General features: G+C 40.5%; 17 protein-coding genes. 13 read left to right on the forward strand and 4 right to left on the reverse strand.

What is annotated here, in order from left to right; translation table 11 throughout:
- Positions 1–36: 36 nt before the first annotated feature.
- From hflX to FN960_RS11895, 5 genes are all read left to right on the forward strand, one after another.
- Complete coding sequence (hflX, locus tag FN960_RS11875) at positions 37–1308, forward strand: GTPase HflX (RefSeq protein WP_438799879.1); 1272 nt, start codon at positions 37–39, stop codon at positions 1306–1308.
- Positions 1309–1312: 4 nt separating this feature from the next.
- Complete coding sequence (locus tag FN960_RS11880; protein WP_143848938.1) at positions 1313–2566, forward strand: methionine gamma-lyase family protein; 1254 nt, start codon at positions 1313–1315, stop codon at positions 2564–2566.
- Positions 2567–2691: 125 nt separating this feature from the next.
- Positions 2692–4041 (forward strand): type I glutamate--ammonia ligase, encoded by a 1350-nt coding sequence (gene glnA, locus FN960_RS11885; RefSeq protein ID WP_143848939.1) that lies wholly within the window; start codon positions 2692–2694, stop codon positions 4039–4041.
- Positions 4042–4211: 170 nt separating this feature from the next.
- Positions 4212–4985 (forward strand): YtvA family blue-light photoreceptor, encoded by a 774-nt coding sequence (ytvA, locus tag FN960_RS11890; protein WP_185971014.1) that lies wholly within the window; start codon positions 4212–4214, stop codon positions 4983–4985.
- Positions 4986–5023: 38 nt separating this feature from the next.
- Positions 5024–5530: a GNAT family N-acetyltransferase gene (locus tag FN960_RS11895; RefSeq protein WP_143848941.1), complete on the forward strand. Its 507-nt coding sequence runs from the start codon at positions 5024–5026 to the stop codon at positions 5528–5530.
- A 67-nt stretch (positions 5531–5597) separates the two neighbouring features.
- Here FN960_RS11895 and FN960_RS11900 read toward each other — a convergent pair whose 3' ends face one another.
- Complete coding sequence (locus tag FN960_RS11900; RefSeq protein ID WP_143848942.1) at positions 5598–6470, reverse strand: helix-turn-helix domain-containing protein; 873 nt, start codon at positions 6468–6470, stop codon at positions 5598–5600.
- A 169-nt stretch (positions 6471–6639) separates the two neighbouring features.
- Between FN960_RS11900 and FN960_RS11905 the strand changes: the two genes are divergently transcribed.
- The 4 genes from FN960_RS11905 to FN960_RS11920 all read left to right on the forward strand — a co-directional run bounded on the left by FN960_RS11905 (position 6640) and on the right by FN960_RS11920 (position 11074).
- Positions 6640–7938 (forward strand): alpha-glucosidase/alpha-galactosidase, encoded by a 1299-nt coding sequence (locus FN960_RS11905; protein WP_143848943.1) that lies wholly within the window; start codon positions 6640–6642, stop codon positions 7936–7938.
- Between the two features lie 31 nt (positions 7939–7969).
- On the forward strand, positions 7970–9244 hold the full coding sequence (locus FN960_RS11910; RefSeq protein WP_143848944.1) for an ABC transporter substrate-binding protein: 1275 nt from the start codon (positions 7970–7972) through the stop codon (positions 9242–9244).
- Between the two features lie 74 nt (positions 9245–9318).
- Positions 9319–10200 (forward strand): carbohydrate ABC transporter permease, encoded by an 882-nt coding sequence (locus FN960_RS11915; RefSeq protein ID WP_143848945.1) that lies wholly within the window; start codon positions 9319–9321, stop codon positions 10198–10200.
- Positions 10181–11074, forward strand: coding sequence for a carbohydrate ABC transporter permease (locus FN960_RS11920; RefSeq protein ID WP_260681990.1), 894 nt, complete (start codon positions 10181–10183; stop codon positions 11072–11074). The genes FN960_RS11915 and FN960_RS11920 overlap by 20 nt, the downstream gene beginning before the upstream one ends.
- A gap of 177 nt (positions 11075–11251) precedes the next feature.
- Here FN960_RS11920 and FN960_RS11925 read toward each other — a convergent pair whose 3' ends face one another.
- Positions 11252–11662 (reverse strand): GNAT family N-acetyltransferase, encoded by a 411-nt coding sequence (locus tag FN960_RS11925; protein WP_306461615.1) that lies wholly within the window; start codon positions 11660–11662, stop codon positions 11252–11254.
- Between the two features lie 120 nt (positions 11663–11782).
- Positions 11783–12415: a transcriptional repressor LexA gene (gene lexA / locus FN960_RS11930; protein ID WP_143848946.1), complete on the reverse strand. Its 633-nt coding sequence runs from the start codon at positions 12413–12415 to the stop codon at positions 11783–11785.
- Between the two features lie 152 nt (positions 12416–12567).
- Between lexA and FN960_RS11935 the strand changes: the two genes are divergently transcribed.
- The 4 genes from FN960_RS11935 (at position 12568) to tkt (ending at position 15894) form a co-directional block, all read left to right on the forward strand.
- Positions 12568–12804, forward strand: coding sequence for a hypothetical protein (locus FN960_RS11935; protein ID WP_143848947.1), 237 nt, complete (start codon positions 12568–12570; stop codon positions 12802–12804).
- The gene (locus FN960_RS11940; protein WP_143848948.1) at positions 12788–13450 is read left to right on the forward strand and encodes a YneB family resolvase-like protein; all 663 of its coding nucleotides are present in this window, start codon (positions 12788–12790) and stop codon (positions 13448–13450) included. The genes FN960_RS11935 and FN960_RS11940 overlap by 17 nt, the downstream gene beginning before the upstream one ends.
- Positions 13451–13529: 79 nt before the next feature.
- Entirely contained in the window at positions 13530–13769 is a 240-nt protein-coding gene (locus tag FN960_RS11945) for a DUF896 domain-containing protein (RefSeq protein WP_143848949.1), read from the forward strand.
- Positions 13770–13899: 130 nt separating this feature from the next.
- Positions 13900–15894 carry a transketolase gene (gene tkt / locus FN960_RS11950; protein WP_143848950.1) on the forward strand — a complete coding sequence of 665 codons (1995 nt, stop codon included), beginning with the start codon at positions 13900–13902 and terminating at the stop codon, positions 15892–15894.
- Between the two features lie 349 nt (positions 15895–16243).
- Here tkt and FN960_RS23015 read toward each other — a convergent pair.
- The coding region (locus FN960_RS23015) for a hypothetical protein (RefSeq protein ID WP_221936804.1) at positions 16244–16585 on the reverse strand (342 nt) is incomplete at its 5' end.

The raw sequence follows: 16585 nt of genomic DNA on the forward strand, positions 1-16585 counted from the left end.
GTCTGCTTCTTCTGTGTGCAAGAAAGGAAGAGCCTATTGATAGATAGAAACAACAAACACCAGGAAAAGGTCATATTGGTTGGTTGTCATATAAATGAGAGTGAGTCTACCTTTGAATTATCGATGGATGAGCTGGCAGGTCTTGTTTATTCAGTAGACGGAAACGTTGTCGCCTCGCTTACCCAAAAACGAGAAAAGGTAGAGCCCTCTACGTATATTGGGGCAGGAAAGGTAGAAGAGCTCTCTGTGTTAGCTGAAGAGGTAGAAGCAGATCTAATTGTTTTTAATGATGAGCTTTCGACTGCGCAAGTGCGTAATGTTCACCGTGAAACGGGTGTAACGGTTATTGATCGAACTCAACTAATATTAGATATTTTTGCTAGAAGAGCGCACTCAAGAGAAGGAAAGCTTCAGGTCGAATTGGCCCAGCTTAGTTATCTTTTGCCGAGATTGGCTGGACAAGGATTAGCATTATCGAGACAGGGCGGCGGTATTGGAAGCAAGGGCCCAGGTGAAACACAGCTTGAAACAGATAGAAGGCATATACGAAGACGTATGACTGAAATAGAGAAACAGCTCCGAACGGTTACAGAGCATCGAAAACGTTACCGTGAACGTCGCAAGCAAAACCACATTATTCAAGTGGCGCTTGTTGGATATACCAACGCAGGTAAGTCTACGTTATTAAACCGATTAACAGAGGCAGATATTCTTGAAGAGGACAAGCTGTTTGCTACGCTTGATCCAACCACAAGACAGCTGCGGTTATCATCAGGTTTACAAGTAATTATGTCTGATACTGTGGGATTCATACGGGATTTGCCAACCTCACTCATTGCGGCCTTTCGCTCTACTTTGGAGGAGCTGACAGATGCAGATCTTATCTTACATGTTGTTGACAGCTCTCATCCTGAATATGAACAGCATCAGCATACAGTCCAGCGATTAATTCAAGAGCTACAGGCTGAGCATATTCCGCAGCTGCTTATTTATAATAAAGAAGAAAAACGTAAAGGGGCTTTTTATCCTGATCATCGCTTTCCGTCAGTAGAAATGAGTGCCTATAGGGAAGAAGATATTCATCAATTAAACAAGCAAATAGAAAAAGAGCTTAGTAAGCAGATGGTTGCGTATGAAGTAACGATACAGGCCACACAAGGTAAGCTGTTATCATCTATTAAAACCAGTACCATCGTTGAAACCCTAACATGGGAGGAAGAGAAGCAAGCCTTCCTAGCATCGGGCTACGTAATGGCAGATAGCCCACTCACTAAAGAATTAGGGGTCAAAGAATCAGGACAGGAGTAAGTACATGCACCTTATTAACCATGAAAAATTACAATTTTTATCTGAACAAGCTGAGCATTTAACGAAGGAACAGCATAATCACATCGAAGCGATCGCATTACAAAACCAAGCACGAGTCATGAATTCATTTAAAAAGCACCAGGTATCTGATTTTCATTTTACGCCATCGACAGGATACGGTTACGATGATGCCGGAAGAGAGACGTTAGAAAAAATATATGCCGATGTGTTTGGCGCAGAAGCTGCCTTAGTGAGACCACAAATTATATCTGGAACCCATGCAATTGCTACCGCCTTATTTGGTATTTTGCGCCCATCTGACGAGCTACTCTATATTACAGGGAATCCCTATGATACGTTAGAAGAAATTGTGGGTATCAGAGGAAATGGTAAAGGCTCACTAAAAGATTTTAATATCGGTTATCAAGCCATCCCTTTACTTCCAGAAGGAAAGGTTGACCTTGAGGCTGTTGCAAAAGCAATAGGACCAAATACAAAAATGATTGGCATCCAACGATCCTGTGGTTATGCGGACAGACCATCCTTTACGATTCAGGCCATTGAAGACCTAATAAAAGAGATTCGTAAGTTGAAAGAAGACGTCGTGATTTTTGTTGATAACTGTTACGGGGAATTTGTAGAGGAGCTTGAACCTTGTCATGTTGGCGCAGATATTATGGCTGGTTCACTAATTAAGAATCCAGGTGGTGGTATCGTCAAAACCGGTGGCTACCTCGTTGGGAAATCAGAATACATTGAACTGTCCTCCTATCGACTGGCAGCGCCAGGTATCGGCGCAGAAGGAGGAGCTAGTTTATATAGCTTACTTGAGATGTATCAAGGATTTTTTCTAGCCCCTCACGTGGTTTCACAAGCAGTAAAAGGCGCCGTGTTTACCGCTGCTTTACTTGAATTGGCAGGACATCGTTCCACTCCTTCTTACCGGGATAAGCGAACGGATTTAATCCAGTCTGTTCACTTTAATGACGCAAAATCAATGATTTCCTTCTGTCAAGCCATCCAAGCAGCATCCCCTATAAATGCTCATGTCACGCCTCAGCCTGGGTTTATGCCTGGTTATAGCGATGACGTCATTATGGCCGCAGGGACGTTTATTCAAGGGGCCAGCATTGAGCTCACTGCAGATGGACCCATTCGTCCTCCTTATACTGCCTATGTTCAGGGTGGATTAACCTACGAACATGTCAAGATTGCTGTCATGCAAGCACTTGATACCATTCTATTAGATAATATCTAGAACATTCAGAATTTGACGCGCGTTTCGACGTTTAGTAGGATAATGGTATGGGTATCAAATATAAGATGGACATAGCTTTTAGTGATTGTCCTTTTTATAAAAACTAGCGAGGAGAGGTACATACTATGGCATCGTATACAAAAGAAGATATTACACGCATTGCTCAAGAAGATAATGTTCGATTTATTCGTCTTCAATTTACCGATTTACAGGGGACAATTAAAAACGTCGAAATTCCGATTGATCAGTTATCCAAAGCACTTGACAACAAAATGATGTTTGATGGTTCTTCGATTGAAGGATTCGTCCGCATTGAAGAATCAGATATGTATCTATACCCAGATTTAGATACATGGGTTGTCTTTCCATGGACACCGGAGAAAGGGAAAGTAGCACGTCTCATTTGTGACATCTATCAGCCGACTAAACCCGGTGAAGAGCCAATCCCTTTTGAAGGAGATCCTCGTGGAATTTTGAAATCAGTTTTAAAACAAGCTGAAGAGCTTGGTTTTACAGACTTCAACATTGGACCTGAACCAGAGTTTTTCCTATTCAAAAATGATGAAAAAGGAAAACCGACATTAGAATTGAATGACCACGGTGGTTATTTTGACTTAGCACCTACAGATCTTGGTGAAAACTGCCGTCGTGACATCGTGCTTGAGCTTGAGGACATGGGTTTTGAAATTGAAGCCTCCCACCATGAAGTGGCACCCGGCCAGCACGAAATCGATTTTAAATATGCAGATGCAGTCACTACCTGCGATAATATTCAGACCTTTAAGCTTGTCGTAAAAACAATCGCACGTAAGCACGGTCTTCACGCAACGTTTATGCCAAAGCCGTTATTTGGTGTAAATGGTTCAGGTATGCACTGTAACATGTCACTATTTAATGAAAAGGGCAATGTATTCTATGATGAGAATACAGAATCCCAGTTAAGCAAAACGGCTATGCAATTTCTTGCAGGAATTCTAGCTCATGCGGAGGCGTTTACAGCATTAACGAACCCGATTGTTAATTCATATAAGCGACTTGTACCAGGTTACGAGGCTCCAGTATATGTGGCATGGTCCATGCGCAATCGTTCACCACTTGTTCGTATTCCATCTTCACGTGGCGTTAGTACTCGTATTGAAGTACGTAGCCCAGATCCAGCCGCTAATCCGTATCTAGCCATGGCCGCAATGCTGGCAGCGGGACTTGATGGAGTGAGAAACAAAATGACTCCACCACAAGCGACGGATCGTAACATTTATGTGATGAGTAAGGAAGAACGGGTGGAGGAAGGCATTAATGATCTGCCAGCCACTTTAAAAGAAGCCCTTAATAAGCTTGTTGCCGATGATGTTATCGTTCAAGCGATGGGTGAGCATGCCATTGAGCATTTCATTGAAGCCAAAGAAATCGAATGGGATATGTTCCGCACGCAAGTACATCCGTGGGAAAGAGATCAGTATTTAGAAACATATTAAGAAAATGGGGCCCTCAACATGTAAAGTGTTGGGGGTTTTTTTGCGGAAAATTGTATCTATCTATGTCAATAGAACCATAAATGCCCCTACCAATGCTCCAGCATTCTTTTTCGATTGATTATTTGATATGATAGGTTATACAATGAATGAATTTTTCCGGAGGGTTATTTATGGAACGGATATTTGCAAATCACAAATTATTAATCGAAGCATTAAACCATACAAAAGCCGGCATGATTATTACTGATCCCAATCAAGAGGACAACCCTATTATTTATGCAAACCAGGGTTTCTTTTCAATGACGGGTTATACAGCTGATGAAATTGTTGGTCGAAACTGTCGCTTTCTTCAAGGGGAGCAAACAGATCAAAAGGAATTACAAAAGCTCAGAGAAGCTATCACCTATAAACAGTCTGTCACAGTTGAGCTTTTAAATTATAAAAAGGATGGAACTTCTTTCTGGAACAATCTATCTGTAGATTATTTACATATGGAGGATGAAGGCAAAGATTATTTTATTGGTGTTCAAAAAGACATAACCTATCGTAAAGAAGTAGAAACAAGCTATGAAAAGTCTCTCAACGAGATTAAGTCTCTTGCTTGTCCCATTGTTCCACTAGTAAAAGATATTGCCGTTCTGCCTCTCATTGGCGAAATGAATGAGAGTCGATTTGATAACGTATTTGATATTTCAACCAAAGAAGTCGTAAATCAAAAAATTAGAACATTAATTGTTGATCTATCCGGTCTAACAACCTTTAATGATTTAGTTGTAAGAGATCTTGTGAAACTTCGGGATGTACTTAAGCTTCTTGGCACAGAATTAATTTTAAGTGGAGTTTCCGGACCAATGGCCTCAAAGGCTATCCAGCTTGATGGTATGCTTTCAAGTGATATACGAACCGCAAATTCGGTAAAAACATTACTAACTGAGTTAATTTAATTTGAGCTTTATGAATTTCTCTTAAGGAGTTAAACTGTATGATTCGAGAGGCACAGGAAAAGGATATACCAGCTATTTTAGACATTTACAATGAAGCTATTCTATTCACCACATCACTCTATCATTATGACCCACATTCGTTAGAGCAAATGAAGCAATGGTACAACCAAAAACAAGAATCCGGGTTTCCTGTCCTTGTTTTTGAAGGGGAAGAGGATGGATTAGTATATGGTTTTGCCACGTACGGTTCGTTTCGACCGCATGCTGCCTATCAGTATACAGTTGAGCATTCTGTTTATGTACACAGCGATTATCGGAAAAAAGGATTAGGAACAAAGCTGTTAAAAGCTATAATCAAGCTGGCTGAAGAGCAAGAGTATGCTACCCTGGTTGCCGGTATAGATGCTGTAAATACTAATAGCATTGCGGTTCACGAACGTCTTGGTTTTGTTCATTCTGGAACGATTAGGCGTGCGGGCTATAAGTTTGATAAATGGTTAGATCTTGCATTTTATCAATTGGACTTGCCTGGACCAAAAGCTTAAGACATAAGTGTTTTACATACAAGAAGAGCCACTATTGTGTTAGGTCAATACAATAGTGGCTCTTACTTTATACTTTTTTAAGGTGTCTAAAGGTGCCAACAGACATATCCATCGCTTTTCGAAAGGCCTTATTAAAGTAATTTGCATTCGCATAGCCAACCTCTTCAGCGATCTCCTTGATTGGTTTATTCGTTAAAATCAACAGCTTGCAGGCCTGTTGAATTCGAAGATGATTCACATATTGAATAGGTGTTTTTCCGGCATGTTGTTTAAACATCCTAATTAATGCGTAGCGTGAGAGCATGACGTTATCAGCAATTTCTTCTAGTGTCAGAGGTGTGTGATAATTTTCTTCAATGAAACGAGTTGCTTGTTTAAAGCTCTGTGGTTCAGTCTCGTCTTCTTCTTCAATATCATATAGGAAATGTTTCATACACGAGAGTAGAAACTGATAACCGTGTAAGGACGCTTGAAAGGGATCATCGAGTCTGTCTGACTTCGTTTCTTGGATGATAGAAAATAGTTGTTTAATAATCGGCTCGTTTTGTCCAATGGAGGACACAGGGCCATTCACTGACACAATTCGTTTCCAAATGTGTTCAGCTTCCTGCCCTCCTAAAGTCAAAAACACAAACTCCCACGGTTGTCCATCCTTAGGAAAATAATAGCGATGATCACTAGGAACAGATACAAAAAAGGCGTCTCCTGGTTTGATTGAATAGTGCTTTCCTTCGTAATCAAGGCATCCCTCTCCTGAAAGTGTATATTGAAAAATGACATACCCATCGTTGTGAGGCCGAGTTAATCCATGATAATAATAGCTTGGATCAGATCGAGTTTCCCATCCGACATTGGATAAACGGATCGTTGGCAAGTGATGTAGCTTCTGAAAGTCAAATTCGTACATCTGGTTTATTACAGGTTGATTTTTTTGTAACATAGAACCCCTCCAAATAAAAATGTGGATAATTTTGATGGTGTGCAACTAATTTACCCTACAATCACATTTAATTACCGTTTAAAAGAAAGCGTTTTCATTGTATGATGATTTTGTATACAGTATATCAAGATTTTGCATTAGATTAAAGATTGATTGAAGGAGAGTTTATATGTCTAAAATTACGTTTATTGGAGCAGGAAGTACCGTCTTTGTGAAAAATGTGTTGGGGGATTGCATGCTTGTTCCAGCTCTAGATGGGTTTGAATTTGCATTATATGATATCGATGCCAAACGAATGAATGACTCAGAAAAGCTATTAACACAGCTTGCCGAAACATTAAATGCAAACGTGACGATTCGCTCATACACGGATCGTAAACAAGCATTAAAGGGTGCTAAGTATGTTTTTAATGCAATTCAGGTTGGTGGATATAAGCCAAGTACAGTCATTGATTTTGAGATACCGAAGAAGTACGGATTACGACAAACGATTGCTGACACCGTTGGAATTGGTGGTATTTTCAGATCTTTGAGAACGATTCCAGTTATGCTTGATTTTACAAGAGATATGGAAGAGGTTGCACCAGATGCGTTATTTATGAACTATACAAATCCAATGGCCTCATTAATGGGAGCCATTCAGATGCATTCAGGTATTCAATCGGTTGGGCTCTGCCATAGTGTTCAGGTGTGTACAAAAGAATTATTTAAACATTTGGATTTAGACCACTCTCGCATTGAAGAAAAAATAGCGGGCATTAATCATATGGCATGGCTGCTTGAAGTGAAGCAGGATGGTAAGGACTTATATCCAGAAATCAAAAAGCGAGCTAAGGAAAAACAGAAAGAGCGTCATCATGATATGGTTCGTTTTAAACTGATGGAGCATTTTGGTTATTACGTTACAGAGTCATCTGAACATAACGCTGAATACCATCCATATTTCATCAAATCAAACTATCCTGAATTAATTGATCAATTAAATATTCCTTTAGATGAGTACCCGAGACGCTGCGAGGCACAGATCGAGAACTGGGAAAAGGTACAGAAAACGTTAACGTCCGAAAGAGTGACACATACTCGCTCAAAGGAATATGGCTCTAGAATTATTGAAGCGATGGAAACCAATGTTCCATTTAAGTTTGGAGGCAATGTTCTAAACACCGGAAATTTAATTAGCAACCTGCCTGAAAAGGCTACCGTCGAGGTCCCATGTATTGCTGATCGTAGTGGTATCACCCCAACATATGTAGGGGAGCTGCCGTTACAGCTTGCGGGATTAAATCATACAAATATTCATTCTCAGCTTCTCACCATTGAAGCGGCTATAACTAAGAAAAAAGAGTACATCTATCAAGCGGCTCTACTTGACCCACATACTAAAGCCGAGCTTTCCATTGATGATATTACGGCAATGTGTGACGAGATGATTGAAGCGCATGGAGATTATTTACCAAAGTATCAATAATACAAAAAAATAAATTAGGGGGAAGTACATCATGAAAAAAAAGGTTGGTGTATTAGCATTAGGAGGTTTAGCCGTTGGCATGGTGGCACTCAGTGGATGTAGCTCTGGTTCATCAGGTGATGGGAAAATTGAGCTGACTTTTTCTGCCTGGGGCAACCCGGCAGAGTTAAAAGTTTATCAACGTGCAGTAGATGCTTTTAATGAGCAAAGTGAGACGGTTGAAGTTGACTTAACCGGTATACCTAATGATAACTACTTTCAAACGCTCACCACTCGTTTACAAGGTGGGCAGGCCCCTGATTTATTTTATGTAGGTGCTGAGGATATCTCTACACTAATATCTAACGGAACGATTGAGCCGTTAAATGACTTCTTAGAGTCTGACGCATCATTTGTTAAGGCAGATGAATTTGCTGATGGACTATGGGGAGCATCGCAAAAAGACGATGAAATATACGGATTACCCGTTGATTGCAACCCATTTTTAATGTATTACAACCAAGGTATGTTTGAAGAATTCGGAATCAAATCTCCTCAGGAATATTTTGATGAAGGTAATTGGAATTGGGAAGCAATGGAGGAAGTAACGACTCAGTTAAGAGAAGCGGGCAAGTATGGTTTTGTTCAAGAAGGTGGACATGGAAATATTATGAACTGGGTTTGGGCAAATGGCGGATTATTTGAAGAGGATAACCAAATTGTTGCTGATGAAGACGATTTAACACTCGAAGCTTTTGAATTTGTTGAGCGGATGGTTAGCGAAAATAACTTTATCTTCTCAGGCACCCTGCCAGAGGGTCAAGGAATGGATGCTATGTTCATGTCAAATCAAGTAGGAATGGTAGGGGCCGGCCGTTGGTTAACTCCAATGTTCCTTGAGACTAATATTGAATTTGACTATATTCCATGGCCAACAAACACGGAAGAACAAATTCCAAGTGTAAATATTGCAACCGCATACATGAGTGCAAACGCAAATGGTGATCATGTAGAAGAAGCGATGGAGTTTGTTTCCTTTTATACATCTCAGCTTGGCCAGGAAACAAGATTAGATGGAGAAGGGAATGCTGTTCCATCTGTTGGGGGAATTGATGAAGTGGTCACAAACCAGGATAAGCCGGATCACGGTTCCTACTTACTGGATGCACGTGATGTCGGTCGAGTAGTTGGATATGAATTTACTTCTCCTGGACTTAATAGTGAATTAGCAGATATTTACGAAGTCATGTTGCTTGGTGATTTAACTCCTGAGGAAGCAATTGATCAGGCAGCTGATATAGCTAGAGAAATGCTAGAAGAATCTTAAAAGGAAAGCTAGGGGGCAGAGTATGAACGATGTCCCCTTTTTATAAGTGGCTGATGCAGAAGGGAGAGACTCTAATGAATGATTCAAAACGAAAATGGTGGGGTTATTTTTTTATTGCTCCGCAGTTAATCGGTATGCTTGCCTTTTCAGTTCTTCCTTTAGGGTTTGCTTTTGGTTTGAGCTTTATGAGATGGGACGGATTTGGAGAACGTGAATTTATTGGATTGGCTAATTATATTGGGCAGTTCCGTGATGATAACTTTATAACCGCGTTAGTGAATACGGCTTATTACTCGATACTTGTTATTCCAGTAGGGATAGCACTCGCTCTACTTGTGGCTCTGGCCTTAAATAAAGTGAAAGGTAAAACAGTGTATCGAGTATTTTTCTTCATGCCAGTTGTTACAAGCTCAGTATCCATTGGTGTCATTTGGATGTGGCTTTTAAACGGTGATATTGGTTTAATTAATCAACTCTTAGCGATGGTTGGTATTGATGGACCAAACTGGTTAACCGATCGCAATTTAGTTCTTCCGTCCATTGCCGGGCTAAGTATATGGTGGGGTCTCGGTACAAATATGGTCATATTCCTCGCAGGACTGCAAGGAATCTCAAGAAGTTATTACGAAGCAGCTGATATTGATGGGGCGACAGCTATACAAAAATTCCGTCATATAACTTTTCCGCTCTTATCACCAACGACATTTTTTGTTGCCATTATGTCAGTTATCGGTTCCTTCCAAGTATTTGACCAAGCTTACGTAATGACACAAGGGGGACCAGGGAAAGCTAGTTATACTCTTGTCTACCATATATATGAACAAGCCTTTGGGCGCTCAGCATTTGGCCCAAGTACAGCTTCAGCGATGGTGTTATTTACAATTATCTTAATTTTTACTTTAATTCAATTCTCAGTTTCAAGAAGGTGGGTGCATTATGAAGATGGAGGAAGGTAATATCCCGCTTAATCAAAAAAAGCCAGGGAAACTAAAACCAACACAGGGCTCTCAATTAAGACCGTCTAGAATTGCCTTGCATATTGCACTAATCATTGGTTCAATTATTATGGCAGGACCTTTTATTTGGATGGCACTCAGTAGTTTGAAATCGTTTGAACAAATCTTTGCAGTACCTCCCGTTTGGATTCCTGATCCATTTGTATGGAGTAATATTACGGATTCTTTAAGTGCGATGCCGTTTGGACGGGCGTATTTTAATAGCTTCTATATCTCTTTTCTTGTTGTAACCAGTCAAATTTTAACGTGCTCCATGGCTGCTTACGCCTTTGCAAAAATTAAATTTCCTGGATCTCGTGTTCTATTTATCGGGTTTCTTGCGACAATGATGGTACCAATGCAGGTGACATTGATTCCGCTTTATCTTATTATGGATTATATTGGCTGGGTTAATAGTCATTTATCGATTCTGGTACCTAACATGTTGTTTAACGCTTTTGGTGTGTTCTTATTGCGTCAATTTATTATGGGTATACCAAAAGAAATGGAAGAAGCAGCTGTCATGGATGGAGCGAATCCACTATTTATATATGTAAAAATTATTCTACCGCTAATACGCCCTGCGCTTGCTGCGTTTGGTATCTTTTCCTTTATTGGCATTTGGAATAACTTCATTCAACCACTTGTATTTCTAAGTGATCAAAGTCTTTACACTGTCCCGTTATTACTGGCCACGTTTAAAGGACTGTACGTTACGAACTGGCCTCTCATGATGGCAGGTGCAACCATTTCCGTTATTCCAGTCCTTGTAATCTACGTGTTTGCTCAGCGACAAATCATTGAAGGGATCGCTTTGACTGGAGTGAAAGGATAAGGAAAAGGAAAAGAATCTTAGACATATGTGGTTTTATCTTACGAAGGCCCGAACGATTATGTGGATCCACATAATCGTTCGGGCCTCTTATGTTTAAAAAGAGAGAGGTATGCTTCAAAGGTAAAAAAGAGGTAACCCCATAATCTTAGTGGTTGTTTGACCCACAAGACTAGCTATTTAATTCCCCGATTGATTTGCATAATGGCGAATCATCATAGCGGGTGCAGGCTGTAATCCAAATCGTTGATAATATGCTTGAAGTGGGGCATCACAGAGTAAATCAATCATATATAAATGACTGAGCTGTGAAAGCAACTGCTTTAGAAGTTCAGTGCCAATCCCTTTACCCTGATAGTCTGGAAGAACCTCAAGTAATGGAATATATGCCGATAAGACATTATCCGAAATAGCTGTAATAAAGCCAACAACCTGTTGGGTACTTGCGTCAATTGCAAGAATGATATAACTACTATTATGAAGTAATTTAAGATGAGTAGTAGGGGAGGGTGGATTTGGGAATTCAGTGAAGAAGCCATGAAGCATGTGTTCTGCTACATTTTCGATCGTGTCAGTATAATAAATGTTCATATAAACAGTCTCCTCATGATTAATTTCACATACCGTATTATTTAAATAATATTAATTGTGCCTAACCACTAAAAAATATCAAAAAAATGCCGTGCAATAAATTACAGCACGGCATTTTTTTTAATGAATGGTGCGGAACACACCAATGACTTTTCCAAGAATCGTAACGGAAGGTAGAATAATAGGATCCATAGTCGCATTTTCAGGTTGAAGCCTAATATGGTCTTTCTCTTTAAAAAAGCGTTTTACAGTCGCTTCATTATCCTCTGTCATGGCCACAATGATATCACCATTGTTAGCTGTTTGCTGTTGGCGCACGATAACCATATCTCCATCATAGATACCTGCTTCAATCATACTCTCTCCATCAATAACTAGTACATATGTGTTCGTATCATCGGTAGACATATGTTCAGGAAGCGGTAGATAATCTTCAATACTTTCAACCGCTGTAATAGGCAAACCTGCAGTTACCTTACCAATAATAGGCGCATAGCTTGCCTGGCGCTTAGGTGCCGAAAGATCTGATTGAAAATCTTCTAAATCAAGTACCTCAATAGCTCTAGGCTTGGTTGGATCACGGCGAATGTAGCCCTTTTTCTCTAATCTGGATAAATGTCCATGCACCGTCGAGCTAGACGCAAGCCCAACTGCTTCTCCAATTTCTCTAACAGAAGGTGGATAGCCTTTCTTTTGAACCTCGACTTTTATAAAGCCAAGAATCTCTTCCTGACGCCTCGAAAGTTTTGTCATAGCAGTACACTCCTCTAACATTTCCTATATAGCTAAATCGTACCATACGAACATATGTAACGCAAACATAAGTTCTGAAAAAACGGTTGACACAAACGAATGTTCCCTTTATGATGAAAATGCGAACAAACATTCTATATGAGGTGATTCCAATGAGTAGGAAATGGACAGGACAGGATATCTTTTTACTTGGAGCAGCCGTGTGCACATTATGTCTAATGTATATAACTATTATATTTCCAACTTCAAGCCAAGACTCTACAACGGTAGAAGGTATAGAGGAGTATCAGCAGGAACAGCAATTTGTCGAGGTGAATAGTCAATCTTCAAACGAAGAGTATGCATATAAATATCAAAGTGGAGTAGAAAATCATGGAGAAAGCAACTAAAAGAGCCCTCATTTATTGCCGAGTTAGTACAGATAAGGAAGAGCAGTATTCCTCACTTGATCGACAGGAAGAGGAACTTCTGTCTTTAGTGAACGAGCAATCGTGGTCTTTAGTAGAGTCAATTAGAGAGAAGGAAAGCGGATATGAGATTGATCGCATTCAACTTTTACGTATTCTTGATCTAGCAAAGGATCAAGCATTTGATTATTTGGTCATTCAGGATGAAACACGGCTAGCGCGTGGACATGCTAGAATGGCACTGTTGTATCAGTTTCAGAAATACGGCATTCAAATTTATACGTTAAAGGATAAGGGGCATCTTGAACTGACGGAAGCTGATGAGATGGTTTTACATATCGTATCCATTGTTGAAGAATATCAGCGGAAACTCCACAACCTCAAAATCCAAAGAGGGATGCGAAGGGCAATGGCAGACGGCTATCAACCGGAACGTAATTTCTCACATATCAGAGGTGGTGGGAGATCACGTGTAGATGTACCGATAGATGAGATTGTCCGACTAAGGGAACGCGGATTGGCGTTTTACGATATCTCAGCTACTTTAAAGGGATTAGGTTATAACCTTTCCAAAGCAACGGTTCATAGAAGATATCAGGAGTATATGAAAACGCAACAAGAGGAATAAGTACAAAAAGTTTGCCGGTTTGTTGTTTAGCATGATACGATACCACTCATAACATCGATCAGAAAGTGAGTGTATGTAGATGCTACATCAGGATCAATTAAACCGTATTAATCAATTGGCAAAAAAAGCGAAGGAAACGGGTTTAACTCTTTCCGAAGCGAAAGAGCAGAAGGAATTACGTGCTCAGTATTTAAAAGGCTTTCGTAAAGCATTCGAAAACCAACTACATTCCGTGAAAGTCGTTGATGAAGAAGGTACGGACGTAACACCTGCAGCCTTAAAAGAAAGCAAAAAACGTAATAGCGGAACAAAACATTAAGGACTGCATTCTCTAGCGGTCTTTTTTTGTGCTTAATGATAGTGGTCTGACCTTGTGAAAAGATATATTTTTGTATATGATGAGGGAGAAATAGAAAATGATTGTTATATGGGAGGATGAATAGATAACTATGTCTACAAATGCTGAACTTGTTGCAATAAACACGATTAGAACATTGTCCATTGATAGTGTTGAAAAAGCTAATTCTGGACATCCAGGAATGCCAATGGGTGCTGCACCTATGGCCTTTACTTTATGGACTAAGTTTATGCATCATAACCCGGGCAATCCAAATTGGAGCAACCGTGATCGTTTTGTTCTATCGGCGGGTCATGGGTCTATGTTGCTGTACAGTCTGTTGCACCTTACGGGTTATGATTTGTCACTTGAGGATCTTCAGCAATTCAGACAACTAGGTAGCCGCACACCAGGTCACCCGGAGTATGGTCATACACCGGGAGTAGAAGCAACAACCGGCCCATTAGGACAAGGTGTTGCTATGGCAGTAGGTATGGCTATGGCTGAGCGCCATTTGGCTGCTACATATAATCAACCAGAATATGAAATTGTTGATCATTATACCTACAGTATTTGTGGTGACGGTGATTTAATGGAAGGGGTATCAGCTGAAGCTGCCTCTTTAGCGGGACATTTAAAATTAGGTAAATTGATTGTGCTTTATGATTCGAATGATATTTCTTTAGATGGTGACCTTCACCTATCTTTCTCTGAAAGTGTTGAGGATCGTTATAAAGCATATGGCTGGCATGTCATTCGCGTTGAGGATGGCACGGATGTGACGGAGATTACAGAAGCTATTGAAGCAGCAAAAGCTGATGATCGCCCTACTCTAATTGAAGTAAAAACGGTGATTGGATACGGTTCTCCGAATAAATCAGGTAAGTCAGCTTCACACGGATCTCCTCTTGGAGCAGATGAAGTAAAGCTTACAAAAGAAGCGTATAAGTGGACGTATGAAGATGAATTTTATATCCCCAGTGAAGCGGCAGAATTGTTTGCTCGTGTAGTTGAAGATGGTGCATCTAAAGAGAAAGAGTGGAACGAGCTATTTGATGCCTATCAGCAACAATTCCCAGAGTTAGCTAAGCAATTTGAAGCAGCACAAGCTGGAGAGTTGCCTGAGGGCTGGGATAGTGAAGCTCCGGTTCATGAAGTAGGTACAAGTGTGGCGACCCGCGCTTCAGCAGGACAGGCACTTAATGCATTTGCTGATAAAATTCCTTACGTATTTGGTGGCTCTGCGGATTTAGCAGGATCAAACAATACAACGTTAAAAGGTCAGGATAATTTTAGTCGTGATCAATATGATGGTCGGAATATTTGGTTTGGTGTACGTGAATTTGCCATGGGAGCAGCGCTGAACGGCATGGCTCTACACGGTGGGTTAAGAGTGTTTGGCGGAACATTTTTTGTTTTCTCCGATTATCTGCGTCCTTCCATTCGTCTAGCAGCATTAATGGGTTTACCAGTTACGTATGTGTTGACTCATGATAGTATTGCTGTTGGCGAAGATGGTCCAACACATGAACCAGTAGAACAGCTTGCGGCTTTACGAGCAATGCCTAACCTCTCTATTATTCGTCCTGCTGATGGCAACGAAGCAACAGCAGCTTGGAAATTGGCATTAGAGTCTACCGATCAACCAACCGCTTTAGTATTAAGTAGACAAAATCTACCTACACTTGAAGCGACAGCAGAGCTTGCTTACGAAGGAACAAAAAAAGGCGCGTACGTAGTAGATCAAGCAAACGGGGACGCACATATCCTATTGCTTGCATCTGGATCAGAAGTTTCCCTTGCTGTAGAAGCCAAAAAAGAGCTTGAGAAAGAGGGAATCTTTGCAAACGTGGTGAGTATGCCAAGCTGGGATCGTTTTGAAGCCCAATCCCAAGAGTATAAGGATAGTGTCCTTCCTCCACATATTAAGGCCCGTTTAGGTATTGAAGCAGGTGCTTCATTAGGCTGGGACCGTTATGTCGGCTCAGAAGGTCAAGTGATTGCCATTGATCGCTTTGGTGCATCCGGTAAAGGTGCAGCTATTATGGCGGATTATGGGTTTAGTGTAGAAAATGTCTTGGCACAGGCCAAAGCATTAATTCAATAGTTTAGAAAATATGTGCTCTTGAGTGATTTCGGCCAGTTGGAGTGGAAGGTTTTTCTTCCTCTAACTGGCCATTTTTCTTGAGGTTCATGGCACAGAAAATAAGTATCACCTTTATTGAATTTTTTCTAATCCTCTTTCGCTTGACGTATTCTGAGGTGGTTGGGGCAGAAGTATTATAACTAATAGAAAAGCTGAAGAATGTTGGAGTTTTTCCATTCATTCTTCAGTTTTTTGAATGTATAAATACATGGAGAAATTGGAGGGTAAATGAGTATGGGTTCTTCGGCTGTCGCTCCCGAAAATGGGAGCACTTACCCGGTAATGAGCTAACAGGCTAGGCCCTTTTATCTCATTGAACCTTTTCATTGAGGCCACTGAAAAGATGTATTACCTTAAATATAAATGATAGTTTAATGAGGTGAGAAATGAATAAGGTCCCTCTTGTCACAAGGATATCGGGAATGAGAGGTAGATCCATCGGGAGGAAAGTGAAATCCATTGGAAGAAAGCCAAGTACATCGCAAAGTGCAGAAACTACATCGGAAGACGATCTAAACTCGCATGCGTAAGTCGGTAAGCACAGCCAATCCATCACCATCCCCGCCCAATGGATGGAAAATGCGCGAAAAGGTGGTGCACCCCAAAAGTTAGAGGACAAATCTAACGTTTGGGGTGTTTTTATATGAGTAAA

Source organism: Alkalicoccobacillus porphyridii, from assembly GCF_007293315.1.
Classification (GTDB): Bacteria; Bacillota; Bacilli; order Bacillales; family Bacillaceae_D; genus Alkalicoccobacillus; species Alkalicoccobacillus porphyridii.